Below are 14,774 nucleotides of genomic sequence, written 5' to 3' on the forward strand. Positions count from 1 at the left end.
CGGAACAATGATCCGGCCCCGCGGTTGAAGGCGCACAACAATCACTGGAGACATAAGCACATGAAAACCCGTCTTGCGATTTCGTTGGCTGCCGCGTCGCTGCTGGCGTCGAGTGCGGCCTTTGCTCAGTCGACGACCGAAGAGGGCGCCAGGAACGGCGCACGCGCGGGCGGCGACATCGGCGGCCCGGTCGGAGCAATGGTCGGTGGTACCGTCGGTGCAGCCGTGGGCGCCGGCCTTGAAATTCCGAACGCGATCCTGGGCGGAATTCCGCGCGATGATTCCGTCGTGGTTCACGAGCGCGTCGTGGTCGGCGAGCCACTGCCGCCGACCGTGGTGCTGCGGCCCGTGCCGAACTACACCGAATACCGTTATGCGGTCGTGAACGATCGCCGCGTGATCGTGGAGCCGCGCACGCGCCGCGTCGTCAAGATCATCGACTGACCGATCGGAGCGAGAGCTTTGAAGAGACGGGCCCTGCGGAGCATCACTCCGCGGGGCCTTGGCTCGTCAGGGCCGAATTTGCGCGAAACCGCGTCATGGCCCGATCGGCGACGGCCGCCAGCGCAAAGCCGATGCAGGTAGTGCCGGCATCGACCAGAAAGTCCTCCAGCCGCGCATGCCGTCCCGGTGCCCAGAATTGCATCAGTTCGAGCAGGCCGATCAGCACCACCGCGATGGCTGTGGCCGACAGGCGGCGGCGCGGATAGGCGAGGCCGAAGGCTAGTCCCACCAGGACGAAGGCAAGGGCATGTTCGCCGTCCTGGCCGAGGTCGGAATGGGGCCGCAGGCCGGGCGGGCCAAGGGTTGCAAAGGCGACGGCGGCGGCAAGCAGCCAGGCAGAGGAGCGAACGAAAATGGACATCCGCACCGCTTAGCACGGATTGCAGCAGGCTGCCGAGCCGCCAGGATCAGATCGCCGTGTAGTTAATGACGAAACGTTAAAGTGGCTCGCGCACGCCAAGGCCGTGCATGAAGCGTTCCCGGATTTGTACGGGATCGCGTCGGGTGGCGCCGGCGCCCGGCTTGTCATCGATACGAACGGCGATCAGGCTCGGCTCGCCAGCGGACATGGCTTTCTCAATCAGACGCTCGAAATCCTCCTCGTCCGCGGCCCAGGCGCTGTTGGCAAGCCCGGAGCCGGTCGCGATGGCAACGATGTCAGCCACGTTCGCGGCCGGTGTCGGCTGCGCGCCGGTGATCTGATAGATGCCGTTGTCCATTACGATCATGGTGAGGTTCTTCGGCTTCAACGCCGCGATCGTCGAGAGCGCGCCGAGCTGCATCAGCAGCGAGCCGTCGCCTTCGAGCGCGAAGACGCGCCGGTCCGGCTGCGCCAGCGCCACGCCCAGCGCGATCGGGAAGGCGAGCCCCATGCTGCCGAGCATGTAGAAATTCTGCGGACGGTGGCCGGCGGCCCAGAGGTCGAAATTGGTATTGCCGATGCCACCGATCACGGCTTCCTCGTGCTCGAGTTTCGCGATCAGGCGCGAGGTGACGTCGAAGCGGTTCATCACTTTGGTGTTGCGCGCGTCTGTATTCATATGCGCCGGCCTCACTTGTCGAACACCTTGCCGCCCGTGAGCAGCGGGTTGAGGATCAGGGCCACCGGGGCCTGCGTCGTGACGGCCTGCTTGATCGAACGGTCGGCAATGAATTCGAGCTCGTCGAGCCGAGTGATGGTGTGATGCTCCAGCGCCAGCGAATCCAGCACCGGACGCATGGTGCGGCAGACCAGTGACTGGCCGTAGTTGAATTCGCCGAGCGTGCCGCGCTCGGACACGAACATGATCAGTGGAATCTGGTAGGGCACCGCGAGCGAGGCCAGCACGTTGGCGAGCGTCGCAAAGCCCGAGGTCTGCATCAGCACCGCGCCCCGCCGTCCGCCCATCCAGGCGCCCGAGATGATGCCGACGGCCTCCTCCTCGCGGGCGGTGGCAAAGGTGGTGAAGAAGGGATCGGCGTGCAGGTTCTTGATCAGCGGCGTCAGCACGCGGTCGGGCACGTAAGGGACGAGGCTGATCTCGTTCCGCTTCAGGGTTTGCAGGACGATGCCGTGCCAGCTGTTGTCACTGGAGGTCTGCGCCGCCTCGGACGAGGCTTGTTGCTCCGCAATCGCCATTGCGTTCTCCCTTCGGCCGCGCAGCTTCTTGATGTTTTGCCTTTGTCGTGGCCATCGTCTTGGCCGTCGCGGCGGTCTGCCGAACTTGACGCAGGCAGCGGGATTGTCAACATGTCCGGGCTGCACCGTGATCTGCGCCAGACGACCTGCCGCGGCCGGTGCCGCCGTGTCATAAGCGGCAAAACAAGAGAACGGAGGAACGCATGACAGGAGCGCGCGAAGCGCTGGCCCTGCGGATCTCCTGGAGAGAGCCGGAAGGGTCCTGATGTCCGTCAACAGCAAGCGCGTCTTCTACGTCAAATATCTGGCCAACCCGATCTACATCGACATCCTGAAGGCGCGGCCCGACGTCCGGCTCGATCGCATCGAGAACGAGAGCCCCGCGGAATATTTCGCGCCGATCATCGAAGCGGCTCATGTCTACCAGATCGGCGCCGCCCGTGACGAACTGGCCCCGCACTTCCATGTCGATGCTGCCTTCCTGAAGCGCGCGCCGAACCTGCTGCTGGTCTCCAGCAACGGCGCGGGATTCGATCCTGTCGACGTTGAGGCCTGCACCGATGCCGGCGTGCTGGTCGTCAACCAGTCCGGCGGCAACGCCCATTCCGTCGCCGAGCATGCGCTGGCGATGATGCTGACGCTGTCCAAGCGCATCATCCAGTCCGATCGCAAGCTCCGCAGGGAGTCCAACGTCAACCGCAACGAACTCGTCGGCAACGAGATCGAGCACAAGACCGTCGGCATCATCGGCCTCGGCAATGTCGGTCGCCGCATCGCCGCGCTGTGCAAGGGCCTGTTCGGCATGAAGGTGCTGGCCTACGATCCTTACCTGACGGCCGAGGTGATGGCCGAGCGGGGCGGCGAGAAGGTCGAGCTCGACGAGCTCTTGCGCCGCGCCGATTTCGTCTCGATCTCCTGTCCGCTCGACAAGGGCAGCCGCAACATGATCAGCGTGCGCGAGTTTGGATTGATGCAGCCGCATGCGTACTTTATCACCACGGCGCGCGGATTCATTCACGATGAAGATGCGCTGCTCCAGGCCTTGCGTGACAAGCGCATTGCGGGTGCCGGTCTCGACGTCTGGTCCAAGGAGCCGCCGCCGCCGGAGCATCCGCTGCTCCAGCTCGACAATGTGCTGGCGAGCCCGCATACCGCCGGCGTCACGATCGAGGCGCGGCAGAACATGGGCCGCATCGCGGCCGAGCAGGTGCTGGATACGCTGGACGGCAAGCGCCCGCCGCGCATCATCAATCCGGAGGTCTGGCCACGCTATGCCGAGCGTTTCAAGCAGGCGTTTGGTGTGACGCCGGCGTAGTCGGCAGTCGCTTTGTCCTTCCGTGGGCGGCGCTCCTGCTGCCTAATGATCGGCGGACGGGAACCGCGCCCGACTTTGATCCGCGTCAAAATCTCCCTCCCGGATTCCGCCTAAATGGGATTAGAGTGAGCGCCGCCGGGGCAGGCAGGAGGTCCCATGTCAACTTATGTGGTCAGGTTCATGAAGGACGTGCTCGGCCAGTACGGCCGGCAGATCGAGGTGTGCCAGGGCACGCTCGAGATCGACGCTTCCGACGAGGACGAAGCCAGAGAGCGGGCGAAGGCAAGGTTTTGCGAGGACCAGGCGTTGCACCACTGGTCGTTGCATGCCGACCGCATCCAGGTCAGACCGGCTGACTTTCCGTCGTGAGCGCCTAGCGCCGGGGCGCCGTGACAGGTGGCGCAGTGACGCCAGCGCCGAGCGAGCGCTGTACCATGACGGTGTCGGACCAGTGACCGTGGCGATAGGCGACACCACACAGAAGGCCGGCGCGCGCGAAACCGAACTTCTCGTGCAACGCCAGCGAGGGCGCATTGTCGGCATCGATATAGCCAATCATCTGGCGGAAGCCGGCGGCTGCACAAGCATCGATCAATTCCTGGAGCAACAGCCGTCCGACCCCGCGGCCAAGATGCTCGTGGTGGACGTAGATCGAATGCTTGGCGGTGTAGCGATAGGCTGGACGCTTGCGGAACAGCACGGCGTAGGCATAGCCCACGACTTCGCCGCGGTAGGCCGCGACCAGATGCGGCAGGCGGGTCTGCTTCAGGTTCTTGCGCCGGTCGCGCAGATCGTCCGGCTCGGGCGCACCGGTTCCCTCGACGTCGCGCGGCACGCCGTTGCGGACGTGATGGCGGTAGATCGCCAGCATCGCCTCGACATCGCTCTCGCGTGAGGGCCGTACCAGGACCGGCCCGTCATCCGGGCGCGCAATCGCAGTTTCGTTCATCGGCACCTACTCGGTAACGACGTAAGTATAGAGCCCGATGCGCCCCTGCGCATCGATCTCCTTGTAGACGCCCTGGATTTCCACGTCGAAGCCCGGGAACGTGTTGAAGCAGGTCTCGAACATCTTGAGATAATCCAGCATGGGCTTGGCCCGTTCCGTCAGCCGCTCGCCGGGCACGATGGTGGCGATGCCGGGGGGATAGACCACGAAGGGTGTGGTGGCGATACGGCCCGTGATCGCCTCGATCGGCAGATAGTCGACATCGTTGCGGAACAGGTAGCGCGCGGCATCGCGGGGCGACATCACGATGTCAGGCATATGCTCGGGCATGAACTGTCGCGCCTGAAGCGCGCTGACGTCGGCGGCGCGAAAGAAGCGGTGCATCTCGCCGCAGAGGTCGCGCAGCCGCACGCCGGCATAGCGCGCCTGCCGCCGCTGGGAGAACTCCGGGATAACGTCCGCAAGCAGCGCATTGTCGTCGTGCAGCCTCTTGAAGGCGACGAGACCAGAGATCAGCGTGCCCGCCTTGCTTGCCTCGACGCCCGGGGTAAGCAGGAAGAGCAAGGAGTTGAGGTCGTTCTTCTCGGGGACGATGCGGTTCTCGCGCAGATATTGCGCGACGACCGGGGCGGGGATGCCGTGATCGACATAGCCGCCGGTGATGCGATCGAAGCCGGGCGTGAGCAGCGTCAGCTTGTTCGGATCGGTCATGGCGAAGCCCTCGCTGAGGCCAGGGAAGCCATGCCAGGCGCTGTCGGGGGAGAGCTGCCACAGCGCAGGATTGGTGGCGAGCTCGTCGGTGGAGAGTGTTTCCCAGGCGACGTTGTGCGAAGCGCCGGCGTGGCTGACATCGGGAATGGCGACGCGATCGGGGACGAAGGGTTCGAAGAACCAGCGCCTGTCCGGATTCTGCTCCTTCTCCTCGAACTCCCTGCGCATCGCGCGGATCTTCTTGCGCAGCTCGACGCCGAGCCGGATGGTGTCGTCCCACAGCACTTCGCCGGAGCGGCCCTTCATCATCTGCGCGCCGACGTCGAGCGAGGCGAACAGCGGGTAGAATGGCGACGTGGAAGCGTGCTGCATGAAACTTTCATTGAAGCGGCGGTGCTCGACGCGTCGCTTCTGGCCGCGGATGTGACGATCCTTGATGTGGATTTGGGATGCCTGCGAGAAGCTCGCGAGCTGCTTGTGGGTCGACTGCGTCGCGATGATCCCGGGTGCCTCGGGGGGAAGGTTCGCCAGCCCCATGGCGAAGCGGCCTGCATAGAGCGGGTGGAACTTCATGAAGCCTGCCCAGGCCTCGTCGAACAGGATATACTCGCAGAGATGGCCGATGCGCTTCAAGATCATCTCGGCGCTGTGGATGGTGCCGTCATAGGTGCACTGCTCGACCACGGCGACGCGGAACGGCCGCTCCTTGCGCCAGGCGTCCTTGTCCGTGACCAGGGGATGATTGCGGATTGCCTCGCGCAAGGCTTTTTCGTCGAGCATATCCCAGCGCATCGGGCCGATCAGGCCCCAGGCATTGCGGATGGTCGGCACGTAGACCGGGACGCCGCCATTGATCATCAGCGCGCCGTGATGGGCAGCCTTGTGGTTGTTGCGGTCGAACAGTACGAGATCGCCGTCGGTGACGAGGGCGCCGAGCGCAACCTTGTTCGAGGTCGAGGTCCCGTTGAGCACGAAATAGGTCTTTTCGGCGCCAAAGATCTGGGCGGCTTCCTTCTGTGCCTTCAACGCCGGTCCTTCATGGGTGAGGAGGTCACCGAGGTCGAGCACGGAATTGTCGAGATCGTCGCGAAATACGGACTCGCCGAGATGTTCGACGAAGACCCGTCCGATCGGGCTGCGGTTGTAGAACACGCCGCCATTGTGGCCCGGACAGGTCCATAGCTGGTTGCCCTCCTCGGCATAGTCGACCAGCGCGCCGAAGAACGGCGTCTTCAGCGTCTCTGCATATTGCTTCAGACGGCTGATCAGGTTCTTGGCGATGAAGGTCGGTGTCTCCTCGGACAGGAAGACATAACCGTCGATGAAGTCGAGCACCTCGACCGGGAGATCCTCGAACCGCTTGCGCCGGATCAGGAGGATGATCGGGAAATCGAGGCCGCGCCGCCGCATCAAGTTGATCAGCGCCGAGGTCTTGCCCTCCAGGCCCTTCTTGCCCCAATCCACCACCATGCAGCCGATCGCGGCATCGGTCTGCACCGCCATCTCCGCGTCCTCCAGCTTGCGGGCGCGAACGACCTCGAAGCCGGAACGCTGGATCTCCTCGATGATCTGGTTGAAGCGCACGCCTTCGAGGTCGTCGGCGTCGAACACAGGTGCGGCAAACAGGAAGTTGAAGCGCTTGAAATAATCCATTGTCCATCCCGAATGTGCGAGACCGACAGGTCTCGACACATTTGATGACAGCTGGATGACAGCGGGCGCGATCCCGAGCGGGCCGGTCGGATGACCGGCGTCTCAGTCGAGAAGCTTGTCCAATGTGATGGGGAAGCGGCGGATGCGCTTGCCGGTGGCGTGATAGACGGCGTTTGCGATCGCCGCGGGGACGCCGACAATGCCGATTTCGCCAATGCCCTTGATGCCGAGCGCGTTGATGTGCGCGTCCGGCTCGTCGACGAAGATCACGTCGATGTCGCGAACATCTGCATTCACCGGGATGTGGTACTCGGCGATGTTCGCGTTCATGATCCGTCCGAAGCGGTGATCCATCACCGTCTCCTCGTGCAGGGCCATCCCGATCCCCCAGACCACGCCGCCCATGATCTGGCTGCGGCCGGTCTTGGTGTTGAGAATCCGTCCGGCCGCGACGGCGCTCACGACCCGCGTCACGCGAATGACGTTTAGCTCCTCGTCCACCTTGACCTCGGCAAAGACGGCCGAATGGGTATTGCGCGCGTGCTTCTTGTCCTCATCGAACTGGTTGAGCTTCTCCTTCTCGATACGTTCGACGCCGCCATGGCGCATCGCGTCGGCGATCGAGACTGCGCGGCTGTTGTCGCTGGCGCTGGCAATGCTGCCGTCGATCAGGACCGTATCGGCCAACGCGGTGCCGGCGAGCGGCGAGCCAGGGATTTTCCCGGCCAGACCTAACACCTCCTTGCGCACCTCCTCGGCGGCTGCGAGCACCGCATGTGCGCTCGAGGCAGCCATCCAGGAGCCGCCCTCGACAGGCGCCTGCGGCAGGGTGGAATCTGCGAGCCGGACGCTGATGTTCTCGATCGGCAGGCCGAGTGCGTCGGCCGCGACCTGCGCCACAATGGTGTAGGTGCCGGTGCCGATGTCGGATGCGGCACATGACACCTCGGCATGTCCGTTCGACGTCAGCACGATACGGACGGCAACCGGCATCTGCAGTGCTTCCCACACGCCTGTCGCCATGCCCCAGCCGACCAGATCCTTGCCGTCGCGCATCGAGCGCGGCGCAGGATTGCGGCCGCTCCAGCCGAAGGCGTCCGCGCCGCGCGCGTAGCATTCGCGCAATTGCTTGCTGGTGTAAGGGAGGTTTTCGCTCTGATCGCGGTCCGAGTAGCACTTCAGCCGCAGTTCGACCGGATCGAGCTTGAGAGCAACGGCAAGCTCGTCCATGGCACATTCGAGCGCGCAGACGCCCGACGCCGCGCCCGGTGCGCGCATGTCGCAGGGCGTGGAGACGTCAAGGTGAACCAGCTTGTGGGAGAAGCGGCTGTTCGGGCTCTTGTAGAGCTGTTCGGCCCAGCCGGTATCGTTGCGGGCAAAATCCTCGTAGCGCGAGGTGACGGCAATGGCCTCGTGCGTGACCGCGTCGAGCGTACCGTCCGATTTTGCGCCGAGCCCGACGCGCTCGATGGTCATCGGCCGGTAGCCGAGCCCGTACATCTGCTGGCGCGTCAGCACGACGCGAACGTTTCGCTTCAGCGCGAGCGCGCCGAGCGTTGCCAGCACCACCTGATATTGCGGCCGCAAGCCGGAGCCGAAGGCGCCGCCGACGTATGGCGAGACCACGCGAATGTCATCCGGCTTCTTGTCGAACACGCCGCATAGAAACTTGTGGACGTTCTGGACGCCTTGGGTCTTGTCGTAGATCGTGAGCTTGCCATTGCTGTCCCAGACCGCCGTGGTCGCGTAGAGCTCCATCGGGTTGTGATGCTCGGTCGGTATCACGTAGTCCGCCTCGTGGCGCACATCAGCTTCCGCAAGGGCGGCTACGGCGTCGCCCCGCGGCTTGTGCGGCTTGTCTTTTTCGGCCGCGTTGCTGCGCTCGCCTTCGAGGTCGGTCGCAAAACCATGCTGCTCATATTCGACCCGCACGAGCGTCGCTGCAAATTTCGCGGTTTCCCAGTCCTCCGCGACGACCAGTGCGATCGGCTGGCCGTTGAACTTGATCTTGTCATCATAAAGCGGACGGAAAGGCGAGCCTTCCTCGGGCGCAACCTCGTCCTTCCACGCCTCGTCCTTGTCGGCCAGCGGCGGACGGTTCGCATGCGTGAGCACCTCGAGCACGCCCTCGACCTGCTGTGCCGCGCCGGTGTCGAGGCGGACAATGCGCCCGCATGGAATGGTGGCCTCGACAACGAAGCCATGGAGGAGCCTGTCGGCCGGAAATTCGCCGGCGTATTTAGCGGCCCCGGTGACCTTGGCCCGGCCGTCGACACGCGACGTCGGCGTTCCCACATAAGCGTTCATAGGGTCCTCACGCGATCTTCTTGTGGGCCTGGGATTGCGGCGTGGCGTTCGCCGCCTGTGTCAGCGTCCGCACGATGGCGCGGCGTGCGAGCTCGATCTTGAAGCCGTTATGTGAGCGGGCCGTTGCTCCCTGGAGCAAGAGATCCGCGGCATGCGAGAAGTGATCGGGCGTCGCGGCCTGGCCGCGCAGGCCCGCTTCGGCCTCGAGGCTGCGCCATGGCTTGTGAGCCACGCCGCCGAGCGCCACGCGCGCCCCGCTGATCGCGTTGCCTTCCAATTCGAGCGCGGCCGCAACCGAGACCAGAGCAAAGGCATAGGACATGCGGTCGCGAACTTTGAGATAGCTGTAGTTCTGGGCAAAGCCCCGCGGCGGCAGCTCGATCGCCGTGATGATCTCGCCGGTGCCGAGGTTGGTATCGACATGAGGCTTGTCGCCGGGCAGCCGGTGGAAATCGGTCAGCGCGATGGTGCGTTCGCCGGAGGGACCCGCGATGTGCACGAGCGCATCCAGCGCGGCCAGCGCCACGCTCATATCGGATGGATTGGTCGCGATGCAGACGGCGCTCGTGCCCAGGATCGCATGATTGCGGTTCAGCCCGTCCATCGCCGAGCAGCCGCTGCCGGGATGCCGCTTGTTGCAAGGCGTAGCCGTGTCATAGAAATAGGCGCAACGCGTTCGTTGCATCAGATTGCCGCCAACGGAGGCCATGTTGCGCAATTGCGCCGAGGCGCCGGCCAGAATGGCGCTGGCGAGCAGGGGGTAGCGCTGCTCGATCAATGGATGGTAGGCGAGGTCCGAGTTCGGCACCAGGGCGCCGATGCGCAAGGACCCGTCGGTCGTCTCCTCGACCTTGCGCAGCGGCAGGCGAGAAATGTCGATCAGCCGGGAGGGGCGTTCGACATTCTCTTTCATCAGGTCGATCAGATTGGTGCCCCCGGCGATCAGCTTGGCGCCGGGATCGGCGGCGAGCAGGCGGATCGCGTCGGCGACATCAGTGGCTCGGGCATACTGGAAATTGTTCATGGCTGGCCCATTGCCTGCTGGATGGCGGCGACGATGTTCGGATAGGCGCCGCAGCGGCAGAGATTTCCGCTCATGAGCTCCCGGATCTCGTCGGCCTCCCGGGCACGGCCTTCGACGAGCAGTCCGGCTGCCGAACATATCTGTCCCGGCGTGCAATAGCCGCACTGGAAGGCGTCATGGTCGATGAAAGCCTGTTGCACGGGATGCAGCGCGCCGTCCTTGCCAAGGCCTTCGATGGTCGTGATCTCCGCGCCGTCCTTCATGACGGCGAGCGTGAGGCACGAATTGACGCGCCGGCCATCCACCAGCACCGTGCAGGCGCCGCACTGACCATGATCGCACCCCTTCTTGGTGCCGCTCAGCGCGAGATGGTCCCGCAAGGCGTCGAGCAGCGTGGTCCATGGCACGAGATCGAGCGTGTGACTGACGCCGTTGACGACAAGATGGATCGGAATGCGTTCGGAAATCTGATGCGTGACATCGCCCATGTCCTGCTCCCTGCGACGGCGACCGTGCCGGACGTCAGCCGTGTTGACGCGGGGCACGCCTCCGCCGGCCAATAGCGCCCAACGGACCACCGACCGGTTGGTTCCTTTTGATTCCCTTGCCGGCAGTTCGCCTTTCCGAGAGGTCGCGGTCAGCGTTTTGCTTCGCCGAACACCACATTCGGCACCGCGCGGTTGACGACCTCGCGCAGCGCGAAGCTCGATTGTACCCGCGCCACGCGCGGCAGGCGCGACAGCTCCATGCGGTGGATGCGCTCGAAATCCTGGATGTCGCGGGCGAGCACGATCAGGATGTAGTCGTCGGTCCCCGACATCAGGAAGCAGCGCACGACGGACGGGCATTTCACCACTTCCGCCTCGAACGCCTTCAACGCCTCGTCGCTTTGGCTCTCCAGCGCGATGCGGACCAGCACCGTGGTGGTGAGGCCGAATTGGGCGAGGTCGAGCGCGGCTTGATAGCCCTGGATGTAGCCGTCGTCCTCGAGCGCCTTCTGGCGCCGCGCGAGCGCGGTGCTTGATAGCCCAACCTTGTTGGCGAGCTCGGTGTGGCTGGCCCGCGCATTGGTCGTGAGTTCCGCGAGGATGGCGAGATCTTTCCGGTCCAGGGCCAAAGTTTCGTTTCCAGCGTGAAAGGGCGTTTGGGCGCCGGAAACCGGCGCAGGGAGGCCAAAGCTAGCGGATATTTGCACGAAACCAAACCGGGCAGGTCGCTACGATCATGAGGTGAATCAAAAGGAGGCCAGGGATGCGCGTCGGTGTGCCCAAGGAAATCAAAGTGCAGGAATATCGCGTCGGGCTCACCCCGGGTGCGGTCCGCGAATATGTCGCCGCGGGGCACGAGGTGACGGTCGAGACCGGTGCGGGCGGCGGCATCGGCGCGTCCGACGAAGTCTATAGGCGGGCAGGGGCCGCCATTGCCGACGGCGCGCGCGACATATTCGCGAACTCCGACATGATCGTGAAGGTGAAGGAGCCGCAGAAAAGCGAGTGGGCGCAGCTCCGCGAAAGCCAGATCCTGTTCACTTATCTCCATCTCGCGCCGGATCCCGAACAGGCCAGGGGTTTGCTCGCCTCCGGCTGTACTGCGATCGCCTATGAAACCGTCACCGACGCGGCCGGTCACCTCCCCCTGCTCGCGCCGATGAGCGAAGTCGCCGGCCGCCTCGCCATCGAGGCTGCCGGCGCCGCGCTTAAGCGTTCGGCCGGCGGCCGCGGGCTGCTGCTGGGCGGCGTTCCTGGTGTGCAGCCGGCGCGGGTCGTCGTGCTCGGCGGCGGCGTAGTGGGAACGCAAGCCGCGCGCATGGCCGCGGGCCTTGGCGCCGAAGTCACCGTGATCGACCGCTCTATTCCTCGGTTGCGGGAGCTCGATGATCTCTTCGCCGGGCGTGTACGCACCCGCTTCTCCACCATCGAATCAGTTGAGGAGGAGGTGTTCGCTGCCGACGTCGTGATCGGTGCGGTGCTGGTGCCGGGCGCAAGCGCGCCCAAGCTCGTCACCCGTGCGATGCTGACATCGATGCGACCGGGCGCGGTGCTGGTCGACGTCGCGATCGATCAGGGCGGCTGCTTCGAGACCTCGCACCCGACCACGCATGCCGATCCGACCTATCTGGTCGACGGCATCGTGCATTATTGCGTGGCTAATATGCCCGGCGCGGTGCCGGTGACGTCGAGCCAGGCGCTGAACAACGCGACGTTGCCGTTCGGCTTGATGCTCGCGAACAAGGGTTTTGCTGCGGTGCTGGAAAATCCACATCTCCGCAACGGACTGAATGTGCATCGCGGCCGCATCACCAACATGGCGGTAGCGGAGAGCCTCGGGCTGGAGTTTGCTCCGGTGGGGAGCGGGCTGGCGGAGTAGCGTTGCTGCTCATACCGGCTTGCGATGACGGCTGCCGAGCGCGGCCTCGATCGTCTCAGGCTTCTCGATGCGTTCGATCAACGTGTCGATGCGGTCGCCGCCCCAGAACAGCTCGTCGTTGAATACCATGGTCGGCACGCCGAACACGCCGAGCGCTTCGGCCTCGTCGATGATGCGGTCGTGTTCGGCGCGGGCAGGGCCGTGGACGTAAGCTTCGAACTCACTGGCTGAGCCACCGCAGGACGTGATGACGTCGGTGACTGCGGCGAGATCGTCGATCTCGAGCTCATGGCTCCAGAACCGACGAAACACCGTGTCGTGATAAGGCCGGAAGAAGCCGTGCTGTTGGGCGAACAGCATGCCGACGCTGGAATAGAACGCGTCGTAGATCCGCCGGGGCCCTTTCATGACGAGCCCCTGCGCATTGGCATAGCGCCGAGCGTCCATATAGGCGTAGCGCACCTTGCGCCAGAAATGAGGCGTGCGCTCTTCCACGGTCCCCATGAATTCGGCAACGCGCAGCGTATAGGGCAGCCATTCGAGCTCGACGCCGTGCGTCTCCTGCAGTTCGAATAGGCGCTTGTTGGCCACGAACGCGTAGGGGCTCTTGTAGTCGGTGTAGACGCGCACGCGGGGGTTTGGCATTGGCAGATTCCTTTCATACCCGCGGCGCTACCTGCTCGCCGTGGCGCCGGTGCTAAAATAGGCCGGAAGAAGAAAACTATTGCCCCGGGTCCGTCCGGCGGAAGGAGTTTCCCCTCCGGGAGTTAAAAAAGCCAATCGCTTCCATTGCTGTTTGGGGCCGAAACGACGACATTTCCATCAGAAATTGATGGATTGACTGCTATGGAACGCACCAGGTTTGAGCCTTTCGGCGAGCAATTGGTGTCCGCAACGGACACCCAGCCGCGCTCGCGCGGGTCAAAGCTGCTGCTGCGGGTCGGCACTGGCCTGTTCTGGTCGCTGGTCGCTGGCATCGTGCTCGCGCGTGCGGCCTTTTTCGAGCCCGGCGTCTATGACGGCTTCAGCCGCGTCGCCTCGCTGGCCAAGAGCCTTATCTTCTAAGGGCGCCTGATCTTCTAAGGCGCGCCTGACCTTCTAAAGGGCGCCTGGCCTTCCGAGCCGGATTATTCGGGCGAAGGATAGAACTTCCCTCGGCCCTGATATGTCGAAAACTTATTTCCCAATCGGATGGCGCTGCGTATAAATCCTTCTCCTTGGGGAGAGATTTGTGTCGCAGAATCAAGCATCCAGCCCGGCCGACGCCAAGCCGACCACGGCCACTGGCCGCATCGTCGCGCTGATTCCCGGGATCCTCCTCTGCATCGCCGTGGCCGGTGTTTCGGCCCTGCTCGAACGGGCGGAATTGGGCGTCTTCGAGCATCCCTACGTCGAGGCGCTGGTGATGGCGATCTTGCTCGGCATGGCCGTGCGCAGCTTCTGGAAGCCCGCGCCGCGCTGGCAGTCCGGCATCGCCTTCAGCGCCAAGCAGCTGCTCGAAGTCGCCGTCATGCTGCTGGGGGCCTCGATCAGCTTTGCTGCTATCGCGGCGTCCGGCGTCGCGCTGTTGGCATCGATCGCGGCCGTCGTCGTGGTCGCGCTCTGCGTTTCCTTCGGCATCAGCCGCCTGCTTGGTCTCTCGACGCGGCTCTCGATCCTGATCGCCTGCGGCAACTCGATCTGCGGCAACTCGGCGATTGCGGCGGTGGCGCCGATCATCGGCGCCAACAATGACGAGATCGCATCCTCGATCTCCTTCACCGCCATCCTCGGCGTGATGATGGTGCTCGGCCTGCCGCTGCTGATCCCGCTGCTGCAGCTATCGGCCACGCAATACGGCATCCTCGCAGGCCTCACCGTCTATGCCGTGCCGCAGGTGCTTGCGGCGACTGTGCCGGCGGGGCTCGTCTCGACGCAGATCGGCACGCTCGTCAAGCTGATGCGCGTCCTGATGCTCGGGCCGGTCGTCGTCGGCCTCTCGCTGACGGCTTCGCGCTGGCACAACGAGGCCAAGAAGACCAATGTCGGCTTTTTCCGCCTGGTCCCGTGGTTCATCCTCGGCTTCCTTGCGCTGGCGACCCTGCGCTCGCTCGAGATCGTGCCGTCCACGGTGGTTGCGCCGATCACGCGGATCACGGGTTTTCTCACGGTGGTGTCGATGGCCGCGCTTGGCCTGGGTGTCGATGTGAAGGTGCTTGCCAATGTCGGGGGGCGGGTGACGGCGGCCGTAACGTTGTCGCTGCTGCTCCTGCTCGGCATCAGCATCGCACTGGTGCACTGGTTCAAGTGAGGGAAGCAAGGTGCCGCACACTCCGCTTCCTTCTCC

16 protein-coding genes are annotated in these 14,774 nt (G+C 64.4%); 6 read left to right on the top strand and 10 right to left on the bottom strand.

Annotated elements, in window-relative coordinates; genetic code table 11:
- Nucleotides 1-60: 60 nt before the first annotated feature.
- Nucleotides 61-444, top strand: coding sequence for a DUF1236 domain-containing protein (locus AC0L3J_RS20895; RefSeq protein ID WP_007593296.1), 384 nt, complete (start codon nt 61-63; stop codon nt 442-444).
- Between the two features lie 43 nt (nt 445-487).
- Here the strand turns inward: AC0L3J_RS20895 and AC0L3J_RS20900 are convergent, their stop codons facing one another.
- From AC0L3J_RS20900 to AC0L3J_RS20910, 3 genes are all read right to left on the bottom strand, one after another.
- Complete coding sequence (locus AC0L3J_RS20900; protein WP_456765103.1) at nt 488-865, bottom strand: VanZ family protein; 378 nt, start codon at nt 863-865, stop codon at nt 488-490.
- Nucleotides 866-941: 76 nt separating this feature from the next.
- Nucleotides 942-1,544: a thiamine pyrophosphate-dependent enzyme gene (locus AC0L3J_RS20905; protein ID WP_456765102.1), complete on the bottom strand. Its 603-nt coding sequence runs from the start codon at nt 1,542-1,544 to the stop codon at nt 942-944.
- An 11-nt stretch (nt 1,545-1,555) separates the two neighbouring features.
- Nucleotides 1,556-2,122, bottom strand: a complete 567-nt coding sequence (locus AC0L3J_RS20910) for a thiamine pyrophosphate-binding protein (RefSeq protein WP_456765101.1) — start codon at nt 2,120-2,122, stop codon at nt 1,556-1,558.
- A 265-nt stretch (nt 2,123-2,387) separates the two neighbouring features.
- On the opposite strand from AC0L3J_RS20910, the gene AC0L3J_RS20915 reads away from it, so the two are divergent.
- Nucleotides 2,388-3,437, top strand: coding sequence for a hydroxyacid dehydrogenase (locus AC0L3J_RS20915; RefSeq protein ID WP_456765100.1), 1,050 nt, complete (start codon nt 2,388-2,390; stop codon nt 3,435-3,437).
- Between the two features lie 156 nt (nt 3,438-3,593).
- Nucleotides 3,594-3,806, top strand: coding sequence for a hypothetical protein (locus tag AC0L3J_RS20920; RefSeq protein ID WP_007608382.1), 213 nt, complete (start codon nt 3,594-3,596; stop codon nt 3,804-3,806).
- Nucleotides 3,807-3,810: 4 nt separating this feature from the next.
- On the opposite strand, the gene AC0L3J_RS20925 is transcribed toward AC0L3J_RS20920, so the two are convergent.
- The 6 genes from AC0L3J_RS20925 to AC0L3J_RS20950 all read right to left on the bottom strand — a co-directional run bounded on the left by AC0L3J_RS20925 (nt 3,811) and on the right by AC0L3J_RS20950 (nt 11,198).
- The gene (locus AC0L3J_RS20925; protein ID WP_456765099.1) at nt 3,811-4,386 is read right to left on the bottom strand and encodes a GNAT family N-acetyltransferase; all 576 of its coding nucleotides are present in this window, start codon (nt 4,384-4,386) and stop codon (nt 3,811-3,813) included.
- 6 nt (nt 4,387-4,392) lie between these two features.
- A complete protein-coding gene (locus tag AC0L3J_RS20930) occupies nt 4,393-6,750 on the bottom strand; it encodes an Orn/Lys/Arg family decarboxylase (RefSeq protein ID WP_456765098.1) in 2,358 nt (785 codons plus the stop codon).
- Nucleotides 6,751-6,852: 102 nt separating this feature from the next.
- Nucleotides 6,853-9,057, bottom strand: a complete 2,205-nt coding sequence (locus AC0L3J_RS20935; protein ID WP_456765097.1) for a xanthine dehydrogenase family protein molybdopterin-binding subunit — start codon at nt 9,055-9,057, stop codon at nt 6,853-6,855.
- 7 nt (nt 9,058-9,064) lie between these two features.
- Complete coding sequence (locus AC0L3J_RS20940; RefSeq protein WP_456765096.1) at nt 9,065-10,081, bottom strand: FAD binding domain-containing protein; 1,017 nt, start codon at nt 10,079-10,081, stop codon at nt 9,065-9,067.
- Complete coding sequence (locus AC0L3J_RS20945) at nt 10,078-10,569, bottom strand: (2Fe-2S)-binding protein (RefSeq protein ID WP_456765095.1); 492 nt, start codon at nt 10,567-10,569, stop codon at nt 10,078-10,080. The genes AC0L3J_RS20940 and AC0L3J_RS20945 overlap by 4 nt, the downstream gene beginning before the upstream one ends.
- A 149-nt stretch (nt 10,570-10,718) precedes the next feature.
- A complete protein-coding gene (locus AC0L3J_RS20950) occupies nt 10,719-11,198 on the bottom strand; it encodes an Lrp/AsnC family transcriptional regulator (RefSeq protein WP_456765094.1) in 480 nt (159 codons plus the stop codon).
- 134 nt (nt 11,199-11,332) lie between these two features.
- Here AC0L3J_RS20950 and ald point away from each other — a divergent pair, with 134 nt between their 5' ends.
- Nucleotides 11,333-12,448 carry an alanine dehydrogenase gene (gene ald, locus AC0L3J_RS20955; RefSeq protein ID WP_473348230.1) on the top strand — a complete coding sequence of 372 codons (1,116 nt, stop codon included), beginning with the start codon at nt 11,333-11,335 and terminating at the stop codon, nt 12,446-12,448.
- Between the two features lie 9 nt (nt 12,449-12,457).
- Here ald and AC0L3J_RS20960 read toward each other — a convergent pair whose 3' ends face one another.
- Nucleotides 12,458-13,093 (bottom strand): 2-hydroxychromene-2-carboxylate isomerase, encoded by a 636-nt coding sequence (locus AC0L3J_RS20960; protein WP_456765092.1) that lies wholly within the window; start codon nt 13,091-13,093, stop codon nt 12,458-12,460.
- 240 nt (nt 13,094-13,333) lie between these two features.
- Between AC0L3J_RS20960 and AC0L3J_RS20965 the strand changes: the two genes are divergently transcribed.
- Nucleotides 13,334-13,513 (top strand): hypothetical protein, encoded by a 180-nt coding sequence (locus tag AC0L3J_RS20965; protein WP_231171117.1) that lies wholly within the window; start codon nt 13,334-13,336, stop codon nt 13,511-13,513.
- A gap of 166 nt (nt 13,514-13,679) precedes the next feature.
- Nucleotides 13,680-14,738: a YeiH family protein gene (locus AC0L3J_RS20970; RefSeq protein ID WP_456765091.1), complete on the top strand. Its 1,059-nt coding sequence runs from the start codon at nt 13,680-13,682 to the stop codon at nt 14,736-14,738.
- Nucleotides 14,739-14,774: the final 36 nt, after the last annotated feature.

Source organism: Bradyrhizobium sp. Kon37, assembly GCF_055807535.1.